The following is a 15,931-nucleotide window of genomic DNA, read 5'->3' as shown; positions in this document are numbered from 1 at the left end:
TTTTCTGCCTGCTTTACTCAGGCTGACAGTTCATGGCAATCCCTGCCGGAGTCACCAGGAAGGGATTCTCCGGTTTGACTGTCCGGATACCTGTTTCTTTTTCTATGATTTTTTCAATCCCTGTGAGGCAGCAGGTACCGCCACACAGGTAAATGGTATCAATGTCTTTCCCTTTTACATAACGGTTGATAATGGTTGCAATTTTCTCTACCACGGCTTTTAAAACCGGAAGAATTTCTTTGTGTCTGCTATAATCCTGTTTGATTGCCTCTGCTTCTTCAAAGGTAACGTGATAATTTCCCGCAAGCACCAATGAAAGATGGGTGCCTCCTGTAGGCTCGTCCTCCACCTGCACTACTTTTCCGTCCTTTAAAATGGCAAGTCCTGTAGTTCCTCCGCCAATGTCTACAATCACGCCGTCCTGAATCTTATAGACCGCGTTTGCAGAGCTTGGCTCATCTAAAATTGCGGAAACTTCAAAGCCTGCCCCTTCTGCCAGATAGCAGTGGGTTTTGGTACTGCTCTCCGTACCTGCCGGCATGGCAATGGCACAGTTTACCAATTCCTGTCCGATTCTCTTTTCCAGCTTTTCCTTTAAGCGGCGTACAATGTCAAGGGCGCCTGAATAGTCTACCACAACACCGTCCCGCAAAACGCTGGCTGCCTGCTTTTCACATGCCACCGGATTGTTTTCTTCATCTAATACTACAAGAACAATGTAGGCAGTTCCCAAATCCAGCCCTACCTTTAATTTTCCTTTGAAAGGAAAGGTCTTTGTTTCTGATTCTGCCACACATTTCATAAATTCTTCCACTTGCCTGATATCCATACTGCAACTGCACTCCTTACTCTCTCCGTATAATCTTGCCCAGGGTAAATCCCTTTACTGACGCTGCATTTGCCTCGTCAAAATCTATATGCATTTTGAAATTAAATGCATCGCTGACACGGATAATCACATCATCAAAGGTCACAGGACGCTCGGTTAATATTTTTACGCTTACATGCTCTTTATCTGAAAGCTGCAGTCTTTCTGCCACCTCTGTGGGAACGTGAATGTGGTTATGCGCCACAATGGTTCCCTCGGAAATGGCAATGCTGCCTGCCGGTCCCTCGATAATCATAGGAGCAGAGTCCTTCACATCTCCGGATTCCCGAAGAGGCGCCTGTACTCCCAGTGCCACGCAGTCGCTTACGGAAAGCTCCACCTGAGTCGCCTTCCGTACAGGGCCAAGCACTGCCACCCGTTCCTTTTTCCCTTTGGGTCCAATGAGGGTTACGCGCTCCTCGCTTAAATACTGTCCCTTTTGGGAAAGGGGACGCTTCTCATGAAGCACCTGACCTTTTCCGAAAAGTTTTTCCACATCTTCCTGGGTCAGATGTACATGGCGGGCGGAAACCTCCACCTCCACCAGTCCTGCGTTTGTGATTGTGTCCAGCACTTTTCTAATCAGTTGTTCCATGCTTACTCCTTATAGGCTTCTGCCAGGTATTTGCACATAATAATGTGCATGGCACTGGACATTCTGTTTAATTCCTCAATAATATCTTCTCTGGCATAGGTTCTGCCCTCATGGAAAGCCGTGGCGGCTGCCACTTCCACTTCCCGGACAGCGGCTCTTAACTGATTTAAAAGCGCATATGCCTTTCCCAGGGTGTAATCCGGAAGCACCATCTGCTTAATCTTGTAGAACTTCATAGGATTGTGAGAATGCTCTCTAAGTTCTGCATGGCTTAACCCGATAATGAATTCTCTGCGAAACGGCTCATTCATAACATCACACCGCATCATTTCTCTCAGACTTACCAGAACGTCCTGCAAATCATCGATGAGCTTCTGGGATTCTCCCATTTCCAGAAGAAGGGTCTGGTTTAGAACAAAAAGTGTTTCCAGACTATCCAGCTTTCCTCTGAAAAAAATCCTTTTATGGTCTTTTGGCACTAAGGTATTGCCGTACAAATGGGTCATATGCTCCGGTTTCTCGTAATAGTAAGCCCCTGTATCATAATCCACAAATTTCGGCTTTGCCTCTTTTTCCACCTGCACCTCCGGCATAGGAAGCACCTTGGTTGCCTGAATCTCCGGCTTCTCTGCGGTCTGTTCTTCCTCTGCTTTCTTTACCGGGTTCTTTTTCCCTTTCCCGTCCTCAATACGGATTTTGCACTGCTGCAGATATTCTCTTGCGGCCGGAGAGAGGATTTTTCCCTCCGGTACGGTATAGGCTTCCGGGGTAGATGCCCGAAGCTCGCTGCGTAATATGGCTTCTGTTATCACTTTCATATCAGGTAATCCACCTCCTCTCCTGCTGACGGACTGTGGCATCAAAGGAACTTTTTATCCCTCTCACGCCCAGTCCCACCAGCCTGCCTTCTTAATTTAAGATTATTTTGTAAGAGAAGGTAAAATTCCTTCCACCTCTTCGTGTGGTCTTGGGATTACATGAATGGATACCAGCTCGCCTACGCGCTCTGCTGCCGCTGCTCCTGCGTCTGTAGCTGCCTTTACAGCTCCTACGTCACCTCTTACCATAACGGTCACAAGACCTCCGCCTACATGTTCTTTTCCGATTAAGGTTACGTTTGCTGCCTTTACCATTGCATCTGCTGCTTCAATTGATGCAACCAGTCCTTTTGTTTCAATCATTCCTAACGCCTGCTGTGCTGCCATAATAGATTCCTCCTTATTTCCTCTTCCCTATTTTATAATCTGTTTACAGAAGGCAGAATTGCTTCTACTTCTTCGTGTGGTCTTGGGATTACATGAATGGATACCAGTTCGCCTACGCGTTCTGCTGCCGCTGCTCCTGCGTCTGTGGCTGCTTTTACAGCTCCTACATCGCCTCTTACCATAACGGTTACAAGGCCTCCGCCTACATGTTCTTTTCCGATTAAGGTTACGTTTGCTGCCTTTACCATTGCATCTGCTGCTTCAATTGATGCAACCAGCCCTTTTGTTTCAATCATTCCTAACGCCTGCTGTGCTGCCATAATAATTCCTCCTTATCTCTATCCTTTATGAATTCTGAAGACGCTTGATAATCTCGCTTACCACTGCGTCAATGTCAATATCGTCAAATTTCTGCGGCTTGCAGATACCTTCTGAACAATCCGGAAGAGTTCCTTTAATATCCTCCAATTCTGAAAGCCCTTCTGCCACATAGCGCAGGTTCATTAAATGCTTTGGCCCTACGTTTTCTGAGGTTGCGCTTCCGCCAACTGCGCCGCAGCCCAATGTCAGAGCCGGCTGCAGCCCCGTAGTTCCTCCGATTCCGCCAAGAGCGCTTGGAGTATTTACAATAATTCTGGACGCCGGGATTCTCTGTGCAAAATAAGTTACCATATTTTCATCTTTGGTATGCATGGAGAAGGTATGTCCTGCTCCTTCGTAGTGCAGAATCTCTGTACACAGCTCACAGATTTCTACATAGGACGGGGCTGTGTAAAAGGCCAATATGGGAGCCAGCTTTTCGTTGGAGTACGGGTGTCCCCTGCCAATGCCGGTTTCCTCTGCCACCAGCACTCTGGTTCCCTCCGGCACCTCGATGCCTGCCAAATCTGCAATCACCCTTGCGGATTTTCCTACAATCATAGGATTCATAGTACCGTTGGCTCTTAAAATAAAGCTTCCCAGCTTTTTAATCTGCTCCGGTGTCAGGAAATAAGCGCCCTGACGTTCCATTTCTGCCTGTACCTCTGCCCGCATCTCTTCGTCGCAGACCACAGACTGTTCAGAAGCACAAATGGTACCGTTATCAAAGGTTTTAGAATCCAGAATCCGTTTTACTGCCAGCTTCACATCTGCCGTTTTTTCGATATAAGCCGGACCGTTTCCCGGACCCACTCCAATGGCAGGGGTTCCTGAAGAATAAGCAGCCCTTACCATGGCAGAGCCTCCGGTTGCCAGTATCATGGATACGTCCGGGTGACGCATGAGATTGTCGGTTGCCTGTATGGTAGGAATTGTAATACAGGATACCAGGTTTTCATTTCCTCCTGCTTCTACAATCGCCTGACGGATTACCTTCACGGTTTCCAGAATACAGTTTCTGGCGTTTGGGTGTGGAGAAAATACAATGGCATTTCCCGCTTTAATGGCAATCTCTGCTTTATATAATGCGGTTGAGGTAGGGTTTGTAGAAGGAATCAGTCCCGCAATTACCCCTACCGGAACTGCAATGGTACGGATTTTTCTTTCCTCGTCCCGTTCCAGTTCCCCAATGGTTTTCATATCTTTTATATGTTGGTATACGCCGTCGCTGGCGAATACATTTTTGATTACTTTGTCAGCCTCTACGCCGAATCCGGTTTCTTCATGAGCCAGCTTTGCCAGGCGCTGTGCATTTCTCACGCCTGCCTGTGCAACAGATTTTACGATTCTGTCTACCTCTGCCTGACTCTTTGCTGCCAATTCCTGCTGTGCAGCCTTTGCCTTTTCTACCAGCTCGCGCACTTCCTGTACTGACAAAAGGTCTTTGTCATATAACTGCATAATCTACCTCTTTTCTCCGGTAAATTTCAGGATCGCGTCAATCAAATCCTGTTTCTTTGCAAAGCGGATTTCCTGTGGGGTCATATTGGTGATTTTCAACTCCCGTGCCAGAGATCTCAGCTTTGCCACGGTCATCTTTTTCATCTCTTCCCCGGTATAAGTCTGCTTTATGTCTGCCGGATATTCTGTCACGCTTTCTTTGAACTCCTGTACGGGCTGCTCTTTTTGTTCCTCAGTGAAGGATTCTTTCGATGTTTCTGTAGGAGATTCTGTCTGTTCTTCTGAGAATACTTCTGCCGGATTTTCCGTCTGTTTTTCAGAAAGTGTTTCTGTAGAAGATTTTTCCGCCTCTTCCATATGAGCTTTTTCGAAATTATCTGCCGCATCAACAGTTTTTTCTTCTCACTTTCTTCCTGTCTGCTGCTCTCCTGGTTCAAACTCTGGTCTGCAGCGGTACACTTCCTGTTCCCATGTTCAGGGTGTGCAGTGAGCATGCTCTTTACAGAATCGTCCGGTCGCGGAATCACATGGACGCTGACTACTTCTCCCACTCTTTCGGCAGCGGCTGCGGCTGCGTCTACCGCAGCCTTTACCGCACCTACATCACCTTCTATCAGAACGGTCACCAGACCGCCTCTTACCCGAACCACATCTACCAAAGATACATTGGCAGCCTTTAATGCACTGTCCAAAGCTTCGACTGCTGTAAGGTAGCCGTATGTTTCAATCATTCCCAGTGCATTCATGGTTTACCTTCTCTCTTATTCTCTGGGGTTCTCAGCTACAAATTCCACTGCTGCTGCAAAAGCATCGCAGGCAGCCTTACAAGCAGACTGGCTTCCTGTCAGAAGCGCGCCTCCAAAGTTGGTTTCTGACGGCGGTGCATACAATACGCACATTTTCACATCTGCTGCCTTTAAAGCTGCATCTACACCGTACATTGCTTCCAGCGGCGGTGCAATCAGATAAGCCAGAGCTTCGCCTTCCTGAATACCGGCGCCTTCGGAAAGATAGGAACCTGTTCTGGAAATGCACTGTGCATAATAAATAATGGAATCATCGTCATTTGCGGAAATAAAGTATGCCTGGTTTTCAATCACGTCCACACAGGCTTCCAGTCCACTTTTTACTTCTGCCGGATTAGGACCTGCCAGGATACCGATGATTTCTCCTGCCAGCTTTGTGTTCGCATTGGCTGCGCCTGCGTAGAAACTCTTTGCATAAACAACCTTTACATCTGCTTTTTTTGTTGCCTCATCAAGGGCTGTATAAGTAACGTCATCACTGTCTGCAGTAACCAGAGCCAGAGATTTCATGCCCGGTTCCAGATTCAGCTCTTTTGCCATATCCGGGCTGACGTTTGGAATAATTTTTGATGCAAGAACGGTAGCTCTTACGGGATCTCGTTTCATGGATTTTCCTCCTCTTACTCTCTGAATTTATTTACGCTTATGTTAATCCTTACAGCTTCAAATCAGTTCCGCTTGCCTTGTTGTCCAGAATCTTTTTAATAATATCTGCAATATGTGCGCCTGCCTCAGCCGGTATGGTTCCAGCCTTGTGAATATTGGAAACAACGGTTCGTCTGGCTTCTGGCATTCCCACGGTTGCTTTGTATGCAATGTATGCAGACATGGATTCTGCGGTAATCAGTCCCGGACGCTCTCCAATCAATACACAGGTAACGTCTGCGCCTGTAATTTCAGAAACCTGATCCATAGCGCCTACGCGTCCGTATTTTACAAAGAACGGAACACCTGTATCAATACCGTAGCTCTTTAATCCCTGCTCAATTGCCGGAAGCACGTCGCCTACATTGGCTGCAACTGCTGCGGAACTCAGACCGTCTGATACGAAAATCTGAACTGTTGGGTTCATTCTGCATTTTTCTTTAATAGTTTTTACTGCCTCATCGTCCAGCTTTCTTCCCAAATCCGGACGGGTCAGATATACGTCTTTGTTTTCGCACTGTGTCTTTACAGAGAACAGTCCCATGCTGTCAATGAAGCCCTGGTCTACATCAGAGAATACTGCGTCCTGTGCAGCAGAGTGTGCTGCCCGGAACTGCAGTACAGGGTCTGTTTTATATCTTGCGCCTGCCTTGCCGATTCCCAGACGGCAGGGTGCGTACTGTTTCAAATCATAATATGCTTCTTTATTTACCGGGTCTTTTACCAGATACTGTTTGCGGATATCCACTTCTGTCACGTCAGGAATACAGCCTTCTTCGATTTCCGGTTCTTTTTGGCAGGACGCACAGCCTGTAACCGCGGTTTCATTTTCTTCTTTTTTAGAATCCAGGTTCATTTCCTGCAGAACCTGTGCAATGATTGTTCTTAAATCGTTTTCGTTTACCAAGATATGCTACCTCCTATTTCAAAAATACTGACGCATCTCCTGCAAGCGGTGTCAGCTTGCCGTCTTTGGAGAATCCCATTTTTTCCAGCCACATATCAAATTCGCGGATTGGACGAAGTCCGAATACCTCTCTTAAGCTGGCTGCTTCGTGATAACCGGTACACTGGTACATCAGCATACAGTCATCGCCTTCCGGAACACCCATGATGTAGTTGCAGCCTGCTGCCACCAGAAGGGTTGCCAGATTTTCAATATCATTCTGGTCTGTCTTCATATGATTGGTGTAGCATGCGTCGCAGCCCATAGGAATACCAGTAAGTTTGCCCATAAAGTGGTCTTCCAGCCCTGCACGGGTTACCTGTTTGGAATCGTAAAGATATTCCGGTCCGATAAAGCCTACAACTGTATTTACCAGGAATGGATTGTATCTCTTTGCAAATCCATAGCATCTTGCCTCCATAGTTACCTGATCCCAGCCATTATGGGCTTCAGAGGAAAGCTCGGAACCCTGTCCTGTTTCAAAATACATCACATTCGGTCCTGTACTGGTAGCTTCCCGCATCATCATATCGTGAGCTTCGTCCAGCATGGAGGCAGTCAGGCCAAAAGCTTCATTTCCCTTCTGGGAACCTGCAATAGACTGGAAGCACAGGTCGATTGGCGCATGCATTTTCCGAACAGCTTCCATCTGTGTAGTCACATGTGCAAGCACACAGATTTGAGTGGGAACTTCCCATTTATTCTTAAATTCATCAAAGCTTTTCAGGATTCTGGCTACGCTCTCTACTGAATCATCAACCGGGTTCAGACCAATTACCGCATCGCCGCAGCCAAGGCTTAAACCTTCCATAACAGATGCCATAATACCCTTTGGATCATCTGTGGTATGGTTTGGCTGCAGACGGGAGGAGAAGGTTCCCGGAAGTCCGATGGTAGTATTGCAGTGTGCGGAAATTCTGATTTTCTTTGCTGCGTAAATCAAATCCAGATTACTCATCAGCTTGCAGACAGCAGCTACCATTTCACTGGTAAGACCTCTGGAAGCACGTTTGATCATATCTCCTGTGGTTTCTGTATCTAAAATCCACTCTCTGAACTCTGCCACTGTTTTGTTTTTATGTTCTCTGTAAAATCGCTTCGTTTACGCCGTCCTGAATGATTCTGGTTACTTCGTCTTCTTCGTAAGGTACTGCCGGATTGTTTCTCAAATCCTCCAATGTAATGTGAGAAAGCACTACCTTGGCTGCTACACGCTCTTCTGCTGATTCTGCTGCAATTCCTGCCAGCTTGTCACCGGATTTCTCTTCATTGGCCTTTGCCATAACTTCCCGAAGAGATTTAAATTCATATACTTTTCCAAATAATTTAGTTTTAAGAATCAACTCATTTCACCTCTACTTTTCTATACTTCCCTTGCTGCTCCTTTTGTCAGCCTCAGGAATTAAAAATCAGTGTTTTCGTTACCACCGGCACCACATGCCCGTCTGCAACAGGCTCGCCGATGTCAATATAATCCCCGCTCTGTGCATGGATTCCGTCAATACAAATCACATCTTTTTTTCTCTCCAACAGGACATTTAAGGCATTTCCAAGAACCTTGGCAATATCATTTTCAATGACTAAAATCAACGGATAGGAACCCTTTATCACTCTGTCCGCTCCCCTGATAAGCAGCGCCGCCAGCTCCTGAATCTGTTGAAAGCTGGTGTGGTACTGACCGGAAAAAGCAATGGCAAGCTGTTCCAGTTCTCCCTCGGATTCATAAAGGGTCAGTCCTTTTTCTATGGCTTCTGCAAACAACTGCGGATTCTGCTCTTCCTCCTCAGAGACCTTTAGCACCGGAATATTTTTAATGGGCAGCTTTTCTCTTGCATAGCTGATGGTACTTCCACTGACGTCTGTGGTATGGGTTCCTGCCCCTACTACGGTTGCCCTTATGGTTTCTGCTGCAGGATAGATTTTTACTTTCTGAAAAGCGGTACAGTTTTTGACTGCTCTTGCCAACAGGATTCCGATATCACCATAGCGGAACATATCACCCTCCTCATGGAGCATACAGTCCGCCACACCGCCGGAAAAAGTCACTGCCTGAATCTCAGGCTGCCTCTTCAGGGGTGTTCCCGCATTGGTGTAAAGCTCTCTGTGGAAGCTATCCGGCTCTTCTATGTACAGAGCCATGGCAAGCTGCTCTGCCATGTATTCGCAAACCCGGTATAAGGTGCTTTCATTTGCCGCATCTCCCACCTGAATCTGAATGCCATGATTGGCTGCCAGTTTCTGAATAGACGGAAACAGATAGGAAATCTTTCCGTTCTCTATCTTAATCAGCCTTCCTCCAATGTCCAGACAACTGGTCCCCTTTAACACACCCTTCTGGAAAAAGGCAATGTTGCTGGTGCCTCCGCCAATATCAATATTTGCCACAACCTCCCGCTTCTCCTCTGAAATCCTGTCGCTTCCCGCTCCTTTTGCAGAAAGCACAGATTCCAAATCCGGACCCGCAGTCGCCACAACAAAATCCCCTGCCATGTCGCTTAAGTTTTCCAATACACTGTTAGCATTTTGCTTTCTGGCTGTTTCTCCGGTAATAATAACTGCTCCGGTCTGCAGATCCTCCGGCTTTCTGCCTGCCTTTTCATACTCTCTGCGAATAATCTCTTTTACCTTCCCGGCATCTATCTCTGTCTGAGATTTTAACGGAGTAAAGTAAATTCCGCTTCGGTAAACAACCTCTTTGTCTACAATACTGATTCTGGGTACTGTATAATTACTTGCCAGATTCTCTATGGTCAGCCTGCTGAATATCAACTGGGTTGTCGATGTCCCAATGTCAATTCCCACGCTTAATATTGTTTCCTGCAAAGATTATCCCTTCCTTTCATGCTCACTTTGAAATGCTGATAAGGTCTGCTGTTTCGTTGATAAAATCAAAGCTTACTTCTGTTCCCTTTTCACCGGAACGGATTTTCAGGCTTCCATGCAGCTTATCCTGTACCATGGTTCGGACAATGTTAAGACCCAGGCTTCCCGCCCTCACCTTGCCGGTATCAAAACCCACTCCGTCATCTTTCACAGTCAGTCTGGAATACACCTTTCCCTTGTCAATGCAGATGGAAACATTTCCCGCTTCTCTGCCCTGGAATGCATATTTCATGCAGTTTTGCAGCAATTCATTCACCGCCAGCGCTACAGATGTGGCAATTTCTGAATCTACGGTCAGATCTTCGCCCGTAATTTCCAGATTCAGCTTTAAATCTGCTTTCAGAAAAGGCTGTACTGCATTTCTCCTTACATTTTCCAATACCTCCATAAGACTTACACAGGCTTCCCCACTCTGGGAAAGAAGCTGATGTGTTGCGGAAATGGATAAAATACGGCTGATGCTTTCATTTAACACTCTTCTTGTTTCCGGGTTTTCCTCCCGTCTTGCCTGAAGCCTTAAAAGGGAAGCAATGGTCTGAAGATTGTTCTTTACTCTGTGATGCAGTTCCTTTACCGCAACAGATTTTAAGACCAGATTCTTTTCCTGTTCCCGGTTCCAGGTAATATCCCGGATAATCACAGCAAACCGAATCTCTTTTTTCATGAGAGGAATCTGTCTTACCCTCAGGTAATAATTTCCGCAATGTACTTCCTTAATCCGCTCTGTTTCCTCCGGCGTTTTGCTCCAGTCTGTAAGGCAGACGTTCTTGTACTTCTGTCCGAGAATATCTCTGACATAGCCCAGCTTCTGGAAAAGTTCCCGTGCGTACAGATTCCGGAAGGATACGCGTCCCTTGTAATCCACCAGCAGAAGCCCCTCATCTATGCTCTCTGTGAGCCATTCATTTTCATTAATCATATGGTTCAGTGGTGTTTCAATGGCTTCATAACCAGCCCCTTCTTCCTGGATTTCCTCATTCTCGCCAATGCGCTTTTCTCTGATGAGTACCCCGATTACCCGGGAATTGTATTTAATGGGTTCCACGGACTGAATGGTATAGTTATTTTCCTGTGTCCTTGCCTTCATGTACTTTGTGGCAATGCCCAGACGAAAGGTCCGCGCCACTGCCGGTTCATTCTCCTCCTTTGCAAGCATGCCTACCACGCTGCTTCTGTAAGCGGAAGGAACCTCCTCCGGCTTTGCCTCTGCCACAACCACGGCATCTTTGTCCCTGCAGGGGCAGTCTACAAAAATATCTGCTGCCTCCAGATTTGCCAGGGGCTGAAGCGTCCCTGCCATCATTTCAATCACCTGAATTTCCTCATCTGAAAGATCTGTATACTCCCTGCAAAGCTGCTGTATCAACTTCTGCATCTTATTTTCCTCTGCGCATTAAAATAATCTCTGCAACCTTTTTCATAGAAATATTCTTTTCCCGGCTGATGTTGCGGATATAGTCATAAGCCTGCTGCTCTGTAAGTCCGTTCTTACTCATAATCACGCCCTTTGCCTGCTCCACAACTGTGCGGCTCTCCAGGCGTCTGCTTACAGTTTCACATTCCTTTTCCAGGCGCCTCATGGTCTTATTTCGCTCTACCGCAATTTCAAGACCGGGCAGAAATGTCCGTTCATCTACAGGCTTTACAAAATAAGCACTGACGTTTGCCTCCTTTGCCTCCTGAACAAATTCCTTATCACAGTAAGCGGTGAGAAGCACCACAGTTTCCGCCAGCTTTTCCTCTGCAATAATTTTAGAAGCCGTAAGTCCGTCCAAAAGCGGCATTTTTACATCCATAATCACCAAATCCGGCTGTTCCTTTCTGCACATTTCCACCGCATCAAAGCCGTCTGCTGCCTCTCCTGCTACTGTATATCCTTCCTTTTCCAGAATTTCCTTTAGATCCATTCTGATTATCGGCTCATCATCTGCAATGATTACTCGCATGTCCTCTGTCCTTCCTTGTACCCTTTATTTCTCTTCTTCAGAAGATAAAAAATTCAGTAATTCTTCAAATCCGGTTCCTGCATAGCTGCTGGTAACAAAAATCCTTCCTGCTCCTGCATTTCTCAGGTATTTCTTTGCATCTTCAATCTGCTTTTCCCCTGCCAGGTCGCTCTTTGTCACGACTCCGATACAGGGCTTTGCAAAGGTGCTGGAATATCCGGGAGGAAACATGGTTCCCTCTTCGTCAGCCTGCTGTACCAGAATAATCAGGTCTGCATCTGTAGCAGTAACGGTTAATGCGCCTCTCAGATAGGTGCGCTCCAGATATTCTCCGGGTGTGTCAATCATATTGCCGTTGACCACCTGAATGGTCTGGGTCTTATGGTATTTCAAATCCTCATTGTTGATGTACTGGCAAAGAGTGGTCTTCCCTGCCATGGAACGTCCGATGAGAATCACCCTTTTCTGTTTCTCTTTCATGTCCTTTCCCTGCCTTTTCCTGTTGTCAGGACCTTGTAATCGGTGCAGGCGCAAATCCCATGGCGTCGCAAAGTACGCTCATAACATCGTGCAGGGCTGCCTCTACCCCGGATACATCTCCGGTGATAATCAGGGAGCCGTTAAACCGGTCTACAAAACCGATTTTCACATCTGCTGCCTTACTCGCCACATCTGCGGCAATAATAGCTGCCTCACTGGGAGTAATGGTAAAAATCCCAATGGCACCTTCTGCATCAATCAGTCCCATTTTCCCATACAGGGCTTCTACAGGGTGAGGAATCACATGCGCCAGGGTTACCTGCTTACCTGGAACAAATTCCTGTATAATTCTCTCTTTTTTTTCTTCAAACATGACAACCTCTCCCTTAAACCAGACGTCCTGTATAAGCTCTTAAGAACACACCTTTTATGTCCTCCTTTGAGCATGTTCTGGGATTCGTTTTTGTACAGGCGTCCTGATATGCTGCTTCCACCATTTCGTCTAAAGCTGCATCAAAATCTTCTCTGGAAACACCTGCTGCCTCAATACTGTCAGGAATATGAAGCTGCTTTATGTATTGCTTTGTGGTACGAACAACGCTGAATGCGCTCTGACGGATACTGGGGCCGTCCAGCTTCAGCACTCTGGCGATTCTGGCATAACGCGCCGCAGTCGGTGTCAGTTGTTCGTGGCAGCCTGCGTTGAATGCCATGACATAGGGAAGTAAAATACCGTTTGCTCTTCCGTGTGGAATGTGGAAATGTGCGCCAAGTGTGTGCGCCATTCCATGGTTCAGCCCCAATCCTGCGTTGCTGAAAGCAAGTCCCGCCAGGCAGGACGCATTATGCATCTCCTGTCTTGCCTGCAGATCATCAGGATTTTTATAGACCTTTAACAAATTGCTTCTGACAAGCTTCATTGCCTTTTCGGCAGCAGCATCTGTAAAATCATTTGCTCCTGTGGATACAAACGCCTCAATGGCATGAGTGAGTACATCTATGCCTGTATCTGCCGTAACTGCCGGCGGAACAGAACGTACCAGCTCTGCGTCCAGAATAGCTGCATCTGGAAGCAAATCATCGGATACCAACGGATACTTCGCAGACTGCTCCGGATCGCTGATAACGGAAAAACGGCTAACTTCTGAACCAGTGCCGCTGGTTGTAGGAATGGCTACAAAGGTCCTTTTCTTATCCAGACCTCCCTGTACAGAAAGCCAGTTCATCGCTTTTGCCGCATCAATAGGCGAACCGCCTCCCAATGCAAATAAAACCTGTGGCTGAAATTCCAGCATTTTTCCAATGCCTTTTGTAACCGTGGCAATGTCCGGGTCAGGCTTTACTTCGGAAAATATCTGATATTCAATATTCCGTGCTTCCAGCGGTTCTGTCAGATAGCTGACCTTTCCGCTTTCATGCATAAACCTGTCCGTCACAATAAACGCCCGGCTGACACCCTGCAGAATTTCGTCCAGCCCGTCTTTTCCCATGAAAATCCGGGTCTTTAAAACAAACTCTCCCAATGTAATCCTCCTTTCTGAAAACGAAAAAAGTGCCTGGGTTTCCTATCGCATACAACCAATACGAAAAACCAAGACACTTCAACGCTCTTAGATTAATCCATTCGCACCTGCTGCGTCGCAGATACTCCTAAATTGTTGTTATTGTAGCACAGCAAAGCGTTTTTGTCAACTTTGTTTGCTTTTTTCTTCTTTCTTCTTATTTACATGTATATTTCCACCACTATTTCACACTTCTCCTTTTATCTTCCTTATCTAAAGCACGGTTTTTTTCTCTTATCTTTATATTTTTCATACATTTTTACAATTCTTTAACACCTTGTGTACTTTAATTTTTCATTTTAGGACGGAAAATAAGGCTGGCAATATATCCGAAAATCAGAGCTGCGGAAATCCCCACTGCACTGGCTGTAAAACCGCCCATGAAAAGTCCCAGAAACCCATGCTCAAGCACGGCTTTTTTGACACCTTTGAATAAGGTATTTCCAAACCCCAGAAGAGGTACGCTTGCTCCTGCCCCGGCAAAAGAAATCAGTTTATCATAAAGCCCTATACTTCCAAGCACCGCCCCGGCGCATACCAGAAGTACCATTACTCTTCCTGGAAGCAGCTTGGTCTTTTCCAGTAAAATCTGCACCAGAGCACAAATCAATCCGCCCACCCAAAATGCATTTATATAGTCCATGTTTCCCTTCTCCTTAACAATGTTCAATTACCACAGCCTGGGCAATGCCCGGCACACTGTTTCCCTCGTTGTAGCTCACCTTGGAAAGCAGAGCCCCTGTAGGGATAAACAGCACCCGCTTCCACTCTCCTTTTTCTATCTTTGGCAGGATATAGGACGCCAGGGTCACTGCCGAGCAGCCGCAGCCACTTCCTCCTGCATGGGTGTCCTGAGTCGCTGCATCAAAGATTTCAATGCCGCAGTCCATATGCTGCTTTTCAATGTCAAAGCCCTTTTCTCTTAAAAGATCAAAGAGAATCTCCTGTCCTACCTGTCCCAGATCTCCGGTAATAATCCGGTCATAATCCTTCGGCAGACGATTGAAGTCCATGAGATTCTGGTAAATAGAATCACAGGCAGCCGGCGCCATACAGGCTCCCATGTTCATGGAATCCTTTAGTCCGAAATCCACGATTTTTCCTGTGGTAATCCCTGTAATTCTCGCCTTTCCGCCCTTTCTTCCCAAAATACAGGCTCCGCTTCCCGTAACTGTCCAGGTAGCAGAAAGCGGTCTTTGGTTTCCATAGCCCAGGGGAAAGCGAAATTCTTTTTCCGCGCTGGCAAAATGGCTGGAGGTTACGGCTGCCACATATTCTGCATATCCCCCTGCCACTGCCATGGATGCCAGAGAAAGTCCCTCTCCCATAGTCGAGCATGCTCCGTACAGACCATAGACAGGGGTATGAAATCCCATAATACCAAAGGAAGAAGCAATGGTCTGCGCCAGCAGATCTCCTGCATAAATCATACGGAGCTGCCATTTCTCAATGCCGGCCTTCTGAATCGCCATGGAAACCGCTTCCTTTTGAAGAAAACTCTCTGCTTCTTCCCAGGATTGGCAGCCAAAAAGTCCGTCCTCCTCTCCCACCCGGTCAAAATATTTCCCCAGGGGGCCATCACCCTCTTTTTTTCCTACAATGGACGCAGCGCTTAAAATATGCACGGCCCGTTCAAACTGTATACTCTGTTTTCCTATCATCTGTTCCATTACACAATCCCCCATAAATGCAGAAAATAATAAACCAGTCCCAAAAAATAGGAGGTGAGAATTCCGTAGAGTATCACAGGCCCTGCAATGGTGAAAATCTTGCAGCCAATGCCGAAAAACCTGTCCCTCCTTCTGGTATTCAATGGCCGGGGCTGCCACAGAATTGGCAAATCCGGTAATGGGAACCAAAGTTCCTGCCCCGCCCCATTTTGCCAGCTTGGGATATATGCCAAAACCGGTAAGCAGCACACTGAGCAGCACCAAAATCAGGGACGTCCAGGCTCCGCTTATCTCCTGGTTCATACCCATGTTTTTGCAGATATTTAAAATCACCTGCCCTACCGTACAAATCAGCCCTCCACAAACAAAGGCTCCTGCCATGTTTAAAGGCAGGCTGTGGGTAGGGGTCTTCTGTTTTACATATTGTTCGTATTCTTTTGCTTTTCTCTGTTGAGTTTCAGATTGTGGTTGCATGAGGAAATCACCTTCCTTATTTTATTTTTC

Annotated in this window: 18 protein-coding genes and 2 pseudogenes; all 20 read right to left on the bottom strand. The window is 46.7% G+C overall.

Translation table 11 applies throughout. The annotated features are described in order from the left end of the window. Positions 1-13: 13 nt before the first annotated feature. The 20 genes and pseudogenes from eutJ to DQQ01_RS17995 all read right to left on the bottom strand — a co-directional run bounded on the left by eutJ (position 14) and on the right by DQQ01_RS17995 (position 15,901). A complete protein-coding gene (gene eutJ / locus DQQ01_RS02460) occupies positions 14-829 on the bottom strand; it encodes an ethanolamine utilization protein EutJ (protein WP_111918132.1) in 816 nt (271 codons plus the stop codon). Between the two features lie 16 nt (positions 830-845). Continuing rightward, on the bottom strand, positions 846-1,463 hold the full coding sequence (gene pduL / locus DQQ01_RS02455; protein ID WP_111918130.1) for a phosphate propanoyltransferase: 618 nt from the start codon (positions 1,461-1,463) through the stop codon (positions 846-848). Between the two features lie 2 nt (positions 1,464-1,465). After that, positions 1,466-2,281, bottom strand: a complete 816-nt coding sequence (locus DQQ01_RS02450) for a cobalamin adenosyltransferase family protein (RefSeq protein WP_111918128.1) — start codon at positions 2,279-2,281, stop codon at positions 1,466-1,468. Between the two features lie 102 nt (positions 2,282-2,383). Continuing rightward, on the bottom strand, positions 2,384-2,668 hold the full coding sequence (gene eutM, locus DQQ01_RS02445; RefSeq protein ID WP_111918126.1) for an ethanolamine utilization microcompartment protein EutM: 285 nt from the start codon (positions 2,666-2,668) through the stop codon (positions 2,384-2,386). A 32-nt stretch (positions 2,669-2,700) separates the two neighbouring features. Then, on the bottom strand, positions 2,701-2,988 hold the full coding sequence (gene eutM, locus DQQ01_RS02440) for an ethanolamine utilization microcompartment protein EutM (RefSeq protein ID WP_111918124.1): 288 nt from the start codon (positions 2,986-2,988) through the stop codon (positions 2,701-2,703). 25 nt (positions 2,989-3,013) lie between these two features. After that, the gene (locus tag DQQ01_RS02435; RefSeq protein WP_111918122.1) at positions 3,014-4,489 is read right to left on the bottom strand and encodes an acetaldehyde dehydrogenase (acetylating); all 1,476 of its coding nucleotides are present in this window, start codon (positions 4,487-4,489) and stop codon (positions 3,014-3,016) included. A gap of 3 nt (positions 4,490-4,492) precedes the next feature. After that, positions 4,493-4,681: a Rho termination factor N-terminal domain-containing protein gene (locus DQQ01_RS15815; protein WP_162624226.1), complete on the bottom strand. Its 189-nt coding sequence runs from the start codon at positions 4,679-4,681 to the stop codon at positions 4,493-4,495. Further along, positions 4,678-5,235 (bottom strand): BMC domain-containing protein, encoded by a 558-nt coding sequence (locus DQQ01_RS18490; RefSeq protein WP_111918118.1) that lies wholly within the window; start codon positions 5,233-5,235, stop codon positions 4,678-4,680. The genes DQQ01_RS15815 and DQQ01_RS18490 overlap by 4 nt, the downstream gene beginning before the upstream one ends. A 15-nt stretch (positions 5,236-5,250) precedes the next feature. Next, on the bottom strand, positions 5,251-5,901 hold the full coding sequence (eutL, locus tag DQQ01_RS02420) for an ethanolamine utilization microcompartment protein EutL (protein WP_111918116.1): 651 nt from the start codon (positions 5,899-5,901) through the stop codon (positions 5,251-5,253). A gap of 49 nt (positions 5,902-5,950) precedes the next feature. Beyond that, positions 5,951-6,847, bottom strand: a complete 897-nt coding sequence (eutC, locus tag DQQ01_RS02415; protein WP_330407610.1) for an ethanolamine ammonia-lyase subunit EutC — start codon at positions 6,845-6,847, stop codon at positions 5,951-5,953. A 13-nt stretch (positions 6,848-6,860) separates the two neighbouring features. Next, a pseudogene (locus DQQ01_RS02410) lies at positions 6,861-8,229 on the bottom strand (ethanolamine ammonia-lyase subunit EutB). Between the two features lie 52 nt (positions 8,230-8,281). Further along, complete coding sequence (gene eutA / locus DQQ01_RS02405; RefSeq protein WP_111918115.1) at positions 8,282-9,709, bottom strand: ethanolamine ammonia-lyase reactivating factor EutA; 1,428 nt, start codon at positions 9,707-9,709, stop codon at positions 8,282-8,284. 22 nt (positions 9,710-9,731) lie between these two features. Next, positions 9,732-11,144: a sensor histidine kinase gene (locus DQQ01_RS02400; protein WP_111918113.1), complete on the bottom strand. Its 1,413-nt coding sequence runs from the start codon at positions 11,142-11,144 to the stop codon at positions 9,732-9,734. A 1-nt stretch (position 11,145) separates the two neighbouring features. Continuing rightward, positions 11,146-11,715 carry an ANTAR domain-containing response regulator gene (locus DQQ01_RS02395; protein WP_111918111.1) on the bottom strand — a complete coding sequence of 190 codons (570 nt, stop codon included), beginning with the start codon at positions 11,713-11,715 and terminating at the stop codon, positions 11,146-11,148. A gap of 24 nt (positions 11,716-11,739) precedes the next feature. Then, the gene (locus DQQ01_RS02390) at positions 11,740-12,195 is read right to left on the bottom strand and encodes a EutP/PduV family microcompartment system protein (protein ID WP_111918109.1); all 456 of its coding nucleotides are present in this window, start codon (positions 12,193-12,195) and stop codon (positions 11,740-11,742) included. A 25-nt stretch (positions 12,196-12,220) separates the two neighbouring features. Next, positions 12,221-12,568: an ethanolamine utilization microcompartment protein EutS gene (gene eutS / locus DQQ01_RS02385; RefSeq protein WP_111918107.1), complete on the bottom strand. Its 348-nt coding sequence runs from the start codon at positions 12,566-12,568 to the stop codon at positions 12,221-12,223. Between the two features lie 13 nt (positions 12,569-12,581). Further along, positions 12,582-13,718, bottom strand: a complete 1,137-nt coding sequence (locus DQQ01_RS02380) for a 1-propanol dehydrogenase PduQ (RefSeq protein ID WP_242980499.1) — start codon at positions 13,716-13,718, stop codon at positions 12,582-12,584. Between the two features lie 325 nt (positions 13,719-14,043). After that, positions 14,044-14,400, bottom strand: a complete 357-nt coding sequence (gene spoVAE / locus DQQ01_RS02375) for a stage V sporulation protein AE (RefSeq protein ID WP_111918105.1) — start codon at positions 14,398-14,400, stop codon at positions 14,044-14,046. Positions 14,401-14,413: 13 nt separating this feature from the next. Continuing rightward, positions 14,414-15,427, bottom strand: a complete 1,014-nt coding sequence (locus DQQ01_RS02370) for a stage V sporulation protein AD (RefSeq protein WP_111918103.1) — start codon at positions 15,425-15,427, stop codon at positions 14,414-14,416. Further along, positions 15,427-15,901: pseudogene (locus DQQ01_RS17995) on the bottom strand (SpoVA/SpoVAEb family sporulation membrane protein). Before DQQ01_RS17995 ends, DQQ01_RS02370 begins: the two are co-directional and overlap by 1 nt. Positions 15,902-15,931 lie beyond the last annotated feature (30 nt).

It is taken from the genome of Blautia argi, from assembly GCF_003287895.1.
In the GTDB taxonomy this organism is placed as follows: domain Bacteria; phylum Bacillota; class Clostridia; order Lachnospirales; family Lachnospiraceae; genus Blautia; species Blautia argi.
Note: the sequence above shows the minus strand (reverse complement) of the source record. Positions and strands in the feature narration are given on the sequence as shown.